Raw genomic sequence first — 13,359 nt, 5'->3', positions numbered from 1 at the left:
TTTAGTATATGCAAATATAACTATATGTATAATAAAACATTATTATTTATTATAAATTCTTAAGGTAAATGACTAAATTTGACAAAAATAATTCGAACAGATGAGCATTTTAAAAGGAGTAGGTGTTGCATTGGTAACACCCTTTAATGAAGATTTATCCGTTGACTTCGATAGTTTGACAAAACTGGTGGAGTATAATATTGAAAACGGAACCAATTATTTGGTAGTATTGGGAACTACGGCAGAGGCCGCAACGCTTTCTGATGAAGAGAAGAAACAGGTAATTGAGCATATCATTAAGGTAAATAATAAACGTCTTCCTTTGGTATTGGGAATTGGCGGCAACAATACTCTGGAGGTCAAGAAACAGATTGAGGAGGCAGATCTTTCTGCATTTGAAGCTGTACTTTCCGTATCACCGTACTACAATAAGCCTAATCAGGAAGGTCTTTATCAGCACTATAAAGTTTTAGCATCTACCGGTAAAAAGATTATCATCTATAATGTACCTTCAAGAACGGGACAGAATATTGAGGCAGATACTACAATCCGTCTTGCAAAAGAGTTTTCTAACCTTTTCATGATCAAGGAAGCGGCGCCGAATATTTTACAGTATTTTGATATTCTGAGAAAGAAACCTGAAGGTTTTTCTTTAGTATCCGGAGATGACGAATATACACTTCCAGTAACACTGGCAGGCGGAAACGGTGTGATTTCTGTAATAGGACAGGCATATCCGAAAGAATTTTCTACCATGGTACAATTGGCATTGGATGGTAAAGTGAATGAAGCTTATGAGATTCACAACAAACTGGTAGAAATTACCCGTCTTATTTTTGCAGAAGGAAATCCTTGTGGTATTAAAGTAATTCTGGCTGAAAAGGGAATCATTAAAAATTATTTAAGACTTCCTTTAGTTGCTGCTTCAGAAGGACTTTATGCAAAAATTAAAGCTGAAATGAGCAACATTTAAAAAAAAGAAAAGTGAACAATGAATACTCAGCAATGGATTGCAAATTCAGGTGATTTTCAATGATCATTATTCAAAATAAACTCAAGTGAAAGGCTCCGGCTTTTCACTTTTTTTAATCATCATAGCACAATATAATAGTTTTATAAGAATATGAAATTTATACAAGCAACAGAAAAAGACATTCCTTTGATTCAGAATCTGGCCAGAAGGTCATGGGAAAATGCATATGCAGATATTCTTTCAGCAGAACAGATGGACTATATGCTTTCCGAAATGTATTCCGAGAACGAAATTAAAAACCATCTTCTGAATCCTGCCTATCATTATTACCTGATTCAGGATCAGGATTCCTATGAAGGCTTTATCGGGTATGAACATGATTATGAAGAAAAAACCACGAAATTGCACCGTATTTACCTGGTTCCGGAAAGCAAAGGAAAAGGTTTGGGAAAAGCAGCCCTTCAGTTTCTCAACGATAAAGTCGCGGAAAATGGTAACGAAAGGATTATTCTGAATGTCAATAAACATAATGCTGCCAGAAATTTCTATGAATCTCAGGGATACAAGGTTTATGACGAGGGTGTTTTTGATATTGGCAACGGGTTTGTAATGGACGATTATTTGATGGAATTTCTAATTCACATATAAATGACTTAAAATTTTGTAACTTTATCCTGTAATTCTATAACAGGTGACTTCTTTTTTTGAACCATCTTTGCTTCAGAACCAAATCACTTATAACAATACATTCATATGCTTGGTTTTGAGCTGACATAGCTTTTTATCAGTATATTTTTTTCATCCTTAGTGTTTAAATTCCTGTATTCTCAGATACAGGAGTTTTTTGTATTTATGTAATGTTGAAAAAATATAAGCCTATTTCACTTTTAATTGAAATAAATTATTATATTTACTAAAAATTTGGCTTATTTATTACTAGGATGAAAATGTATGTTAAATTTGATTTCAACGCCCTTTGCAAAAAGGTGTTGGACGAGAAACTTAAAGAGCACGGTCTGAAGTACCGGTTGCTGAATTTTGGTGAAGTGGAATTCTATGAACCCTTTACCCAGGAGCAACATCATCTTTTTAAAAAGAATCTTGGCGAATATGGTATTGAGATCATAGAAAGTCAGAAGACCGCTTTGGTTCAGAAAATAAAAGATGCTATTGTAGAGCTTGTTTTTTCTGATGAGATCATTCCGGTAAAGGCATCCATTTATATTTCTGAAAAACTGAACCACAGCTATGGGTACCTTTCTAACCTGTTTTCTGAAGTAGCTTATACTTCCATAGAAAATTTTATTATTCTTCAGAAAATAGAACATGCAAAAGCTCTGATCATTCGAAATAAACAGAGCCTTACAGAAATAGCCCACAAACTGAATTACTCCAGTGTGGCCCACCTAAGTACCCAATTTAAAAATACCACTGGAATCACGCCCTCCCAGTTTCAAAAAATTGTAGGGAGGCGAAGAAGAGCCCAAAGCGCGGCCATAAATCCAAAAATGCAGTATGAATAAAGAATTTCTGAACGTCATAGTAGCAGATAACGACGAAAACACTTTGATTTTTTTTAAAAATATTTTGAAAGAGCTGAAAATCTCTATAAAAGTTCAATGCTTCAGCAACGGAAAAAGTTTGATGGAATATTTGAATAATGATGATGCAGTAGTTCCTGAACTTGTTTTTATAAAATACAGAATTCCCGGAAAAGACAGTATGGAATGTCTGGATGAAATTCGGGCAGATCTGAAATTCAGCAATATGTTAACCGCTATTTATTCCGAGCCAATACCTGAAGCTGAAATTGAAGATATTTTTGTAAAAGGTGCTAATATTTATATGAAAAAAACTGAATCTTTTGATACCTTAAAAAAGGTGCTTGCCGAAGTGATTACGATCAATTGGCAGTACTATACTTCAGGACTCAATAAAGAGAACTTTATCCTGAAAGTATGATGAATACTTGATTTTTTTAATTTTAATGCGCAAGAAGGGATTTGTATTTACAGCATACTATTCACAAATAAGTGAAAATTTTATAACTAATAATTAAAATAATATAAAATAGATTTCGATTAATATTCTGACATTTGTATCAGTAAGCTCAGTGACACAAATTTGACTATATAGAAGATGCAGATGAATGAAGATTAATTGTTTCTGAAAAAACAAAATATATATATCACGATGTTAGTTAACAAAATGAATTATATTGATTTCCAATTTTAAAGCATAGAAGATCTTTAAACAAAACGGTACAATCATGAAAACTTAAGGTAGTTGGAGGTATTTTTATTCGTTTCATTCCCTCATCTCCTGCTACACACAGTTAGTTTTTATAATAAGCAAGTTGGAAAAATAATTCATTTTGTTTTTTATAATTTATTTTAATAGTGGCGGCCTTGATTTATTCAAATAATATATAAGTATTTTCACACCACATCACAAAATATTAAGCCAAAACTATTAAAATAAATTTTTTACGCAGACCAAAAGTAATTTCTTCTAAATAACAGTTTTATAAGGGGACCGCAGGAAAATTTTTCTGCGGTTTTTTTTATGAAATTTTACTCCACTTATTTTTTCCTTTGTAGTACCGGATGTAATAGTTTTTGATGATCAGATTGTCTGGTCTGGTCAGCATAGGATCAGCTTCCAGAATTTTTTCAACCGTATTTTTGGTCGTTTTAATGATCGCCGAATCATTGATCAGATCCAGTCTTTTAAAATCTACTACACCGCTTTGTTGCGTTCCCAGAATATCACCGGGACCACGGAGCTGCATATCAACCTCAGAAATTTTAAAACCATCATTGGTCTCCGTCATTGTTTTGATACGGGTTCTGCTTTCTTTAGATAATTTATCAGAAGTCATCAGGATACAGTAGCTTTGTTCGGCTCCTCTTCCTACACGCCCTCTCAACTGGTGAAGCTGTGAAAGACCGAATCTCTCCGAACTTTCAATCACCATTACAGAAGCATTGGGAACATTTACGCCCACTTCAATTACCGTAGTGGCTACCATAATTTCAGCCTTTCCGGAAGCGAAATAAGTCATAGCAGCATCTTTTTCATCCGGTTTCATCTTTCCGTGAAGCATGGTGACATTGTATTCTGAAAAATAATCCATCACATGCTCCAGCCCTTCCATCAGATTTTTATAATCTAAAGTTTCTGACTCTTCAATTAATGGATATACGAAATAAACCTGCCTTCCTTTTTTGATTTCATCCTTACAGAAATTGTAAACATAAAGTCTGTCTTTTTCACGTCTGTGAGCGGTGATAATAGGCTTTCTTCCCACAGGCATTTCATCGATGACAGAAACATCCAGATCAGAATAAAAACTCATCGCCAGCGTTCGTGGGATAGGAGTGGCGGTCATGACCAGAATATGGGGCGGAATTTTATTTTTAGCCCAAAGTTTAGCCCGTTGAGCAACCCCAAACCGGTGCTGTTCATCAATAATAGCTAAACCAAGGTTTTTAAACTTAACTTTATCTTCTAGCACAGCATGAGTTCCCACCAATATGGAAAGAGTGCCGTTTTCAAGCTCTTCGTGGATGATTCTTCTTTCGGCAGCTTTGGTTGAACCTGTTAAAAGACGGACATTGATCCCCGTTTTTTCAAGGAGATCTTTAATTCCGTTATAATGCTGCTGCGCGAGAATTTCAGTAGGAGCCATCATACAACTCTGAAATCCGTTATCCATGGCAATAAGCATGGTAAGTAATGCGACCATTGTTTTTCCTGATCCTACATCTCCCTGCAAAAGCCTGTTCATCTGAATCGGTCTTTTCATATCCATCCGGATTTCCTTTAAAACCCTTTTCTGTGCATTGGTGAGCTCAAAAGGAAGATGGTTTTCGTAAAAACCGTTGAAATGATCCCCAATAATAGGGAACGGATTACCATAGGACTGTGTTTTGTGGTGTAGCTTTTTTAAGCCATATCCTAATTGGAAAAAGAAAGATTCTTCAAATTTTAACCGAAAGTCAGCTTTGTCAAAATGTTCCATATCTCTGGGAAAATGAACATTCAGAAAGGCATGCTGTCTTGACATGAATTTGAACGTTTTCATCAGGTATTCCGGAAAATTTTCCTCAATCAGATTGGGAATTTCTTTGCAGATATTCTTTAATGCATTCTGAAAAAATCTTTGATTAAGCCCTCTTTTGGTCAATTTTTCGGAACTTGGATAAATCGGTTTCAGACGGGTATCTCCCTCTTTCTTTTCCTCTACAGCTTCTATTTCCGGATGCGGCATCGAAAACTGCCGGTTGAAGACATTGATCTTCCCGAAAATATACACTTCCCGATTAATGGGTAACTGTTCCTTCAGCCATTTTGAATACTGGAACCATACCAGATCCATACTGCCGGTATCATCATTAAACTTCGCCGACAGTCTTTTGGTTTTCCCGGTCTGGATTTCCTGAACCTGAGTGATTTTTCCTTTCAGCTGAATTTCCTGGCTGCTTTCTTCCTGAAGCTGGGATACTTTGTAAACTTTACTTTTATCCAGATAGCGGATAGGGTAGAAGTTCAGCATATCTTCTACGGTAGATAATCCTAACACACTCTTAATGAGTTTGGCTCTTTCAGGACCTATTCCTTTTACGTATTCTATGGAGGTATTCAGTTCCAGAACTGTGAATTTACAAGTGCGAATATCGTTAAAACTTAGTATAAATAAAAACCTCTTAAAATTTTTTTAAAAGGTTTTTTTGTTAGAATAAAGGTCGTTTCCGATAGGATTATGGCTCCAGAAGAGCTACAATTTTTATTTTTATGGCCATACAAAGTTCCTTTTCTAAAATATATTTGTTGATCTTGAAATTGCACCCTACAGTAGAATTATTTCCGTTTGCAGGTAACTCGCCAGGATTGAAACCACCACAATTGCAACCTGTGAGTTGATTCTGGGGACCATATTTTACAATAGAACAATTGTTAGGGCAGCCTACAATATTGATACAGGTAACCACATGCCCTGGACCGGGAACAAAAAAGTAATCCGGTGAATTTCCTGTATTACTTATCGGTAGAAATATAGTGGCTTTTTCCATAGAGGCATTACTGGCCACAATCCCCAGATAATAGGTTCCGATATTAGTCTTTGCAATTTTAACATCTTCTACTGTAATATTGGAGTTGAAACCTTTTACAGCTTCCTGTACAGCCTTTTGAAGTACTTCTTTAGACATTGAAAATGTCAGACTCCCATCTATATATTTTGCAATAGGAGTATCTTCGTTCATAGTTTTTAAAGATCTTATAGCCTTAGAACTACTTACGGTAGAAACTGTTTCTACTTTTTGAGCGGTTGAAAATTGATACATAAAAATAAATAGAATCAATTTCAGGATGTTTAAATTTTTCATGATGTCTTTGTTGTTTAGTTAAATAAAATAGAAAGAGAGCCTTCCTTAACTCTTCAACAAAGGTTGATATTTATTAGAATAACAGTTAGAGGATTTTTATGGAATATATAGGGTGAAAACACTGTATTTAGTGGGTATATATGAAAAAGGCTTACAGATCATTCCATAAGCCTTTTTATTTTTTATCCTAAAGGATTAAAGTTTAATCCTTGATTTTAGATTTGAATTTCTTCTGGTAATCTTCCCACTGTTCTCTGGAGCGGATCTTTTTAAAGAGATCTTTTGAGATCAGTTCAAGATAAGGTTCCAGTTCTTTGGCAGACAATTCCCCCTGCAAAATGGTGATAGGGCCACCATTTTCATCCAGAAATACGGTACTCGGGACAGCCCCTACATTCATATACTGAGTAAACTCGTGCAGTGAGTTTCTTCCTTTCCTTTGTTCTGTATTGGGATTGGAAAATTTTCTTCCAAAAATCTCAATACTTTTCTTTTCCTCTGCATTGAATTTTACAGGATAATAGTTCTCATTCAAAATCTGGCTAAGTACGGGATGTCCGTATGTCTTTTTGTCCATGATTTTGCAAGGGCCACACCAGTCTGCATAAAAGTCAATCAGTATTTTTTTAGGATTTTCCTTTTGCGCTTTTAAAGCTTCTTCAATGGTCATCCATTTTACCTGGGCAAAACTAAAATTTAATAGTAATAAGAGAACTATGCTTAAAATTTTCTTCATAATTTGATATTTACGTAAAAATAAGCATAATTACTTATTTTTCTACTTGACCTCCTGCATTAATTTTTTTACGTACGGAGATATCAAAATTAATACCACTCCGGCAATTATAGCATATAATCCCAATTGTTTATATCCATCAGTATAAGTGATCAAAGCATCATAGTTTGTTGCTCCATCTTTAACTTTTGCCATTCCAGCTCCGATTTGCCCAGCTACATACTGTCCATATGCTGACGCTAAGAACCACATTCCCATCATCATTCCCTGTAAGTTTTTTGTGGAAAGTTTAGTCATGATTGAAAGTCCAATTGGAGATAAACAAAGCTCTCCAAATGTAATAACAAGAAGTGCAATTGTAAATACATTTAGGGAGGTAATACCCTGTAGATTCGCAAAAAATTTCGTAGCAAAAAGAACATAATAACCTAATCCTAGAAATAGAAACCCTAGTCCGAATTTAATTATGGTATTAGGTTCAATTTTTTTCTTTCCAAGCCAAAGCCATAATAAACCAAATATGGGAGCAAGAAATATAATGAAAAAGGCACCTCCGGAATTATTAACACCATTTGGATCTAGTCCCAATAAGTCTTTATTAAGATTGTTTGCCGCGAAAATACTTAACGAGCCTCCACTTTGTTCATAAATTCCCCAGAATAAGATTGAAAAGAGTATAAAAATTAAAGCAGCTAAAAGTTTTTTTCTTTCAGATGGTGTTACCTTTGTCATTTCATAAAATAAATAAACTAGGGTAAGTGGCCCAATGATATACATGAAGTAATCTGTATATTCTGTTTTATGAACCATTATTTGAATAATTGGAATCAAAGCGAAGGTTCCAATATAAACAGCATATTCTTTCCATTTGCTGATTTTAGCTTCGGGATTATCTGACATCGGATGCCCTGGTTGTAATCCTATTGTTCCAAGTCTACGTTGTGTAAATACGAAATTAATTAAGCTAATTACCATTACAAAAGCAGCAAGGCTAAATGCAATATTCCATCTCAGGTTTTCTGGAATATAATTTGAAAGCATTTCTCCTTTACCAATTGCAATACATACATAACCTCCAATTAGAGCTCCCAAATTGATTCCTGCATAGAATAGTGAAAAACCAGCGTCTCTTCTTTCATCATCAGGTTTGTATAAATAGCCAACCATTGTTGAAATGTTAGGTTTGAAAAAACCAGTTCCCACTACAGTAAAAGATATTCCGAGGAAAAAATATTCATGTGGATTGATCGATAAGATAATACTTCCCGCAATCATTAAAATACCTCCCCAAAACAAAGATTTTCTAAAACCGAGAATTTTATCAGCAAATATTCCTCCTAAGAAAGTAAATGCATAAACGAATGCTTGAATTGCAGCATATTGCAGATTAGCAATTTCATTTTTTTCTGCAATTTTTAAATGCGAGTTTTCAAATAGCACATTTACTATAAAAAAAGTAAGCATTCCCCGCATTCCGTAGAAACAGAAGCGTTCCCACATTTCAGAGAAAAACAGGCTCCAGATCTGTCTGGGATATTTTCCTTTGAAATTTTGTATTTCATCTAAAGTTACACTCATAATGATGTATGATTAAGTTTTAATTAAGGTTTTTTATTATTTTGATCCAGTTCAAAGCGAATTCTGTCCTGGTCGATGATTTGTTTCAGTTCTTCTTCTTTTGGGAGGTACAGCAGGTATTTGCTGGCAAATAAATTATTTTTATCATTGAGAACCGAGTATTTTACAATCGTCTCGTCTTTTTCGGAACATAGTAAAATTCCAATGGTAGGATTGTCTCCCTCGCCACGTTTCAGATCGTCGTACATTCTTACATACATATCAATCTGCCCAATATCCTGATGGGAAAGTTCTCCTGTTTTCAGGTCAATAAGGACAAAACATTTTAAAATATAGTTGTAGAATACAAGGTCAATATAGAAATCTGAAGTGTCTGTAGAAATGTGCTGTTGCCTGGCAACAAAAGCAAACCCTTTTCCAAATTCCAGTAAAAATTTTTGAATGTGGTCGATAATGGCGGTTTCGATTTCTTTTTCAGAAAACTGTTCATCTGCTTTTAAACCTAGAAATTCAAAAATATAGGGGTCTTTTAAAACACTCTGGATATTTTCAGCAGGGGATTTTTTATGTTCAAGAACTCTTTCGTAAGCGAGAGAATTGATCTGTCTTTTCAGGTCACGTACATTCCAATTGTTTTGTACGGCTTCATTAAGGTAATATTGTCTTTTACTTTTGTCATCCTGACTGGAAAGAAGTCTGTAATGAGACCAGCTCAATTGTTGAGACAATGTGTCAACAATTGGAAATGCGGTGTAAAACTTACGCATGTTAGATAGGTTGGTATAATCAAACCCTTTTCCAAACTCTAAAGTAAGCTTTTGAGAAAGATTTCTTAACGTATACTTTCCATATTCAGCACGTTCTTTACCTTGTTGTTCATCTTCCACAATCAATTTTCCAATCTGCCAGTAAGTAAGCAGTAGAGTAGAATTCGCTATTCGAAATACCTTTTCGCGCGACTGTCTAATGATTTCCTTTACGGATTGGAATAAAGAATCTTCGGAAATTTCCATCATACGAAAATAAAAAAAACCTCTGACTTGGCAGAGGTTTTATTCATATTTTGTTAATGCAGTTAGTTTACACCGTGCATCATTTTCTTTAAGATCGGTGAAAGTAAGCCTAAAATTACAGAAGCAATACCACAAAGTACTACGAATACCATGAAGAATTCAAATAAGTTGTGGATTTCAAATCCTACGAATGTAGGGTTGTGTAATGGTAACTGAGCCTTTTCAAATGCTGCTACCTGGTCAGCTGTCAAGGTTACTTTTTTGTCCAAAACATCCTGTAAGTTAACGCCTATTTCCTGAGCTTTTTTAAACTTATCACCTGTTGCAGGGATAAGCGCTCCCAATGAACCTGCTAGTGCATAACCGGCAGCGTTAGAAATGAAGAAAACACCGTATAATAATGAAGCAAATCTTTTTGGAGCTAATTTACCTACCAATGATAAACCAATTGGAGAAAGACAAAGCTCACCACAAGTCTGGATGAAATAAAGTAACATTAACCATTTGATGGCTAATAATCCTGAGTTTCCAAGATCTTTTACATTGTGTGCAATGATGAAATAAGAAAGAGCGATCAATGCTAATCCCATTGCCTGTTTGAATGGAGATACCGGCTCTTTTCCTTTAGCTCTAAGCTTATCCCAGCATAAACTGAAAGGAACAGCCAAAATAACTACGAAGATCCCGTTAAAGATCTGAACCATTGAAGGCGGCATATTCCATCCGAAAATATTTCTGTCTGTCTGGTTATCCGCGATAAACGTTAACGAAGATCCTGCCTGCTCGAATGCAGCCCAGAAGAAGATAATGAAGAATGAAACAATATAAATTACCCAGATTCTTTGTCTTTCAATCTTGTTTTCAGCAGAAGACATGATCAGGAATGCTAAGGAAATACCTGCTGCATAGATGAAAGGATAGATAATTCCTTTGATCATTTGTCCCATTTCCATTGAGTTGAACCCAAGTTCTCCTACCAGTAAATATCTGAATACGAAGAACAGAACAGCAAATATACCTACAGTGATTCCTAGAGATACTCCAGAGAATTTAGCTGTCTGAGATTCTCCTTCTTCGAAATCTGCAGTACTGTTATTTTTTGGTAATCCTCCGATAGGTCTTCCTTCCGGAGTGACAACATATTTATTTTTAAGGATAAAGAATGTTACAGTTCCTACTAACATTGCAATTGATGCTGCCAGGAATCCCCATTTGAAAGCAAAAATATCTCTTACTCCGGTGGTAGCATCTTTTACATCCCCTACGTAAGGACAGATAAACTGACCCAGGAATGCTCCGATGTTGATCCCCATATAGAAAATGGTGAATGCTGAATCCAGCTTAGACTTTTCCTGCTTCGGATAAAGACTTCCCACCATTGAGGAAATGTTCGGTTTGAAAAATCCATTACCAAAAATGATAACAAATAAAGCCAGCCACATAATAAGCTTGGCACTTCCAAGATCCGCAGAAAAAGTTGAGGCACTGATGAACAGTAAAAACTGACCAATTGCCATAAGTGATCCCCCCACGATAATGGCGAATCTGTTTCCGATATATTTATCAGCAATAAATCCTCCTAAAAGAGGTGTTAAATAACACAAAGCTAAGAATCCACCATAAATGATCGCCGCATCCGCTTCTTTTATTAATAAGGAATTTACCATGAAGAGCGTCAGAAGTGCTCTCATCCCATAAAAGTTGAAACGCTCCCACATTTCCGTTCCGAAAAGAACCCATAACCCTTTTGGATGTCTGGAATTCTTATTCTCTACAAATTCATCCGGTTTCGGACTCAATGCTTCAATATTATCCATTTTTACTGTTAATTTTTGTTAAGACTGACAAATATAGTTTATTTTGGGTTTTTGACAAGGTTTTAATTTTATTTTTAAATAAAAAAGCTGCAGATACTTCTGCAGCTTGATATTCTTTATAATATTAAGGATTAATGTCCTTTTTCCTTCATGATTTTGTTGAGCCTTTTTAACATTGAAAGTCCTAAAAGGGTAGCAAATATTAACAAAGCGAAATTGACAAGGAAATAATTTGTTTTATTCTCGTAGCTGTACCACGTACTTGCAAGGATTCCGGATAGTTTGTTTCCTACCGAGTTGGCAAGGAAGAATCCACCCATCATCAATGCTGTGATTCTTGCAGGGGAAAGCTTGGAAACAAAAGAAAGTCCCATTGGTGAAAGACATAGCTCCCCGATGGTAATGACTCCGTAACTCGCTACAAGCCATAATGGAGAAACTTTTACCGCTCCGTTATCTCCCGCCATTACGGCTAAAACCATTACCAGACAGGATAGCCCGGAAATAAATAACCCTAAAACAATTTTGGTAGGCGTCAGAGGTTCTTTTCCTTTTCTTCTCAGCAACGCCCAGAATCCTACAACAACCGGAGTAAGTGCAATGACCCAGAATGGGTTGATTGACTGAAATAATTCGGTATTGTATAAGTATACTTTACTTTCCGGATTCTTTTCCAGAGCGGCACGTTGCTCAGGAGAAATATTTTTAAAATAGACATCTTTGCCCATTTCTTTTTTAGTATCTCCATTATCATCCTTTTGAGAACGGAATTGGTTGTCATAGACAGGTGTTTCTTTATCTTCATAGCTTTTTCCGTCAACCATATAGATGCCTTCCAATGGTTTTTCAAGAGAAGCAGGAACACTTCTGTCCGTATAATAATTGGCCCATCTTGTTAACGCTGTACCGTTTTGCTTGAAAACAGCCCAGAAGAACATACTGATCAGGAATACAGAAAGTAATGCACCAATCGATGCTTTTTCATCAGGTTTAGCTTTAAAGTAAAGAGAAGCATAGAAGTAAATAACAGGAATACATGCGAAAATAAAGGCATCTGTACTGTCACTTCCAAAGATGTTATTAGGAATAAACCAACCAATAGCTCCGGCAGCAATAGCAGGAACAAATACCTTCATCATGATCTCAGAAAGCTTGGTATCTCCTTCCTGTACAGGTTTCATTTCTGCAGCATGGATGTAATGTTTTCTTCCGATGGTAAAGATAACCATACCGATCAGCATCCCGACTCCCGCAGTGATGAAAGCTTCACCCCAACCGAATTTATTACGCATAAACGCCGCAATAATGTTACAGATGAATGCTCCGATATTGATTCCCATATAGAAAATATTGTATCCCGAGTCTTTATTGGCCTTATAAGGTTCTTCAGAATAAAGATTTCCTAAAAGAGTGGAAATTGTAGGCTTAAAGAACCCGTTACCGATAATAATCAATGCCAGGGAAGCGTAAAATAAAGGAAGATCTTTGAAAACACCCATTCCTATATATCCGGCAGCCATTAGAAAACCTCCCAGATAAATAGATTTGATATATCCTAAAACCCTGTCAGCCAGAAACCCTCCAATAAAAGGAGTAAGGTACGTCAAGGCAATATAAGTTCCGAAAATGTCATCAGCGGTTTTGTCTGGCAACCCAAGCCCTCCTTTCATACCGGTAGGCTCAATTACATACAGAACAAAGATTCCAAGAATCAGGTAGTACCCGAAACGCTCCCACATTTCTGTAAAGAATAGATAGGGCAGCCCTTTAGGATGTTTAGTCTTCATATATTCAAATTTCAAATTCTTCAAAAATAAGTTTTTAATTTCAATTGATAAAATAAATAATTCCT

At 35.6% G+C, this 13,359-nt stretch carries 11 protein-coding genes; 4 read left to right on the top strand and 7 right to left on the bottom strand.

Annotated features, from left to right (window positions below; all coding sequences use genetic code 11):
• The first annotated feature begins 100 nt into the window (after positions 1–100).
• From dapA to AC106K_RS17670, 4 genes are all read left to right on the top strand, one after another.
• The gene (gene dapA, locus AC106K_RS17685; protein ID WP_047096575.1) at positions 101–973 is read left to right on the top strand and encodes a 4-hydroxy-tetrahydrodipicolinate synthase; all 873 of its coding nucleotides are present in this window, start codon (positions 101–103) and stop codon (positions 971–973) included.
• A 150-nt stretch (positions 974–1,123) separates the two neighbouring features.
• Positions 1,124–1,621 carry a GNAT family N-acetyltransferase gene (locus AC106K_RS17680; protein ID WP_482446766.1) on the top strand — a complete coding sequence of 166 codons (498 nt, stop codon included), beginning with the start codon at positions 1,124–1,126 and terminating at the stop codon, positions 1,619–1,621.
• Positions 1,622–1,914: 293 nt separating this feature from the next.
• The gene (locus tag AC106K_RS17675) at positions 1,915–2,496 is read left to right on the top strand and encodes a helix-turn-helix domain-containing protein (protein ID WP_482446765.1); all 582 of its coding nucleotides are present in this window, start codon (positions 1,915–1,917) and stop codon (positions 2,494–2,496) included.
• Positions 2,489–2,935, top strand: a complete 447-nt coding sequence (locus tag AC106K_RS17670) for a response regulator (protein ID WP_482446763.1) — start codon at positions 2,489–2,491, stop codon at positions 2,933–2,935. The genes AC106K_RS17675 and AC106K_RS17670 overlap by 8 nt, the downstream gene beginning before the upstream one ends.
• A 601-nt stretch (positions 2,936–3,536) precedes the next feature.
• Here AC106K_RS17670 and recG read toward each other — a convergent pair.
• The 7 genes from recG to AC106K_RS17635 all read right to left on the bottom strand — a co-directional run bounded on the left by recG (position 3,537) and on the right by AC106K_RS17635 (position 13,294).
• On the bottom strand, positions 3,537–5,627 hold the full coding sequence (gene recG / locus AC106K_RS17665) for an ATP-dependent DNA helicase RecG (protein WP_482446977.1): 2,091 nt from the start codon (positions 5,625–5,627) through the stop codon (positions 3,537–3,539).
• A gap of 109 nt (positions 5,628–5,736) precedes the next feature.
• Positions 5,737–6,363 carry a hypothetical protein gene (locus AC106K_RS17660; protein WP_482446761.1) on the bottom strand — a complete coding sequence of 209 codons (627 nt, stop codon included), beginning with the start codon at positions 6,361–6,363 and terminating at the stop codon, positions 5,737–5,739.
• 202 nt (positions 6,364–6,565) lie between these two features.
• Complete coding sequence (locus AC106K_RS17655) at positions 6,566–7,099, bottom strand: thioredoxin family protein (RefSeq protein WP_047096581.1); 534 nt, start codon at positions 7,097–7,099, stop codon at positions 6,566–6,568.
• Positions 7,100–7,141: 42 nt separating this feature from the next.
• A complete protein-coding gene (locus AC106K_RS17650) occupies positions 7,142–8,677 on the bottom strand; it encodes a peptide MFS transporter (protein WP_482446760.1) in 1,536 nt (511 codons plus the stop codon).
• A gap of 23 nt (positions 8,678–8,700) precedes the next feature.
• Positions 8,701–9,693, bottom strand: coding sequence for a PDDEXK nuclease domain-containing protein (locus AC106K_RS17645; RefSeq protein WP_482446759.1), 993 nt, complete (start codon positions 9,691–9,693; stop codon positions 8,701–8,703).
• 59 nt (positions 9,694–9,752) lie between these two features.
• Positions 9,753–11,507, bottom strand: a complete 1,755-nt coding sequence (locus AC106K_RS17640; RefSeq protein ID WP_185288885.1) for a peptide MFS transporter — start codon at positions 11,505–11,507, stop codon at positions 9,753–9,755.
• A 131-nt stretch (positions 11,508–11,638) separates the two neighbouring features.
• Positions 11,639–13,294: a peptide MFS transporter gene (locus AC106K_RS17635; protein ID WP_047094811.1), complete on the bottom strand. Its 1,656-nt coding sequence runs from the start codon at positions 13,292–13,294 to the stop codon at positions 11,639–11,641.
• Positions 13,295–13,359: the final 65 nt, after the last annotated feature.

This window comes from Chryseobacterium sp. FR048, from assembly GCF_056844665.1.
Note: the sequence above shows the minus strand (reverse complement) of the source record. Positions and strands in the feature narration are given on the sequence as shown.

Coding starts and splice junctions, on each gene's coding strand:
- AC106K_RS17660 (WP_482446761.1), bottom strand. CDS start 6,363: ATGAAAAATTTAAACATCCTGAAATTGATTCTATTTATTTTTATGTAT.
- AC106K_RS17645 (WP_482446759.1), bottom strand. CDS start 9,693: ATGATGGAAATTTCCGAAGATTCTTTATTCCAATCCGTAAAGGAAATC.
- AC106K_RS17635 (WP_047094811.1), bottom strand. CDS start 13,294: ATGAAGACTAAACATCCTAAAGGGCTGCCCTATCTATTCTTTACAGAA.
- AC106K_RS17640 (WP_185288885.1), bottom strand. CDS start 11,507: ATGGATAATATTGAAGCATTGAGTCCGAAACCGGATGAATTTGTAGAG.
- AC106K_RS17650 (WP_482446760.1), bottom strand. CDS start 8,677: ATGAGTGTAACTTTAGATGAAATACAAAATTTCAAAGGAAAATATCCC.
- AC106K_RS17655 (WP_047096581.1), bottom strand. CDS start 7,099: ATGAAGAAAATTTTAAGCATAGTTCTCTTATTACTATTAAATTTTAGT.
- AC106K_RS17670 (WP_482446763.1), top strand. CDS start 2,489: ATGAATAAAGAATTTCTGAACGTCATAGTAGCAGATAACGACGAAAAC.
- AC106K_RS17675 (WP_482446765.1), top strand. CDS start 1,915: ATGAAAATGTATGTTAAATTTGATTTCAACGCCCTTTGCAAAAAGGTG.
- dapA (WP_047096575.1), top strand. CDS start 101: ATGAGCATTTTAAAAGGAGTAGGTGTTGCATTGGTAACACCCTTTAAT.
- AC106K_RS17680 (WP_482446766.1), top strand. CDS start 1,124: ATGAAATTTATACAAGCAACAGAAAAAGACATTCCTTTGATTCAGAAT.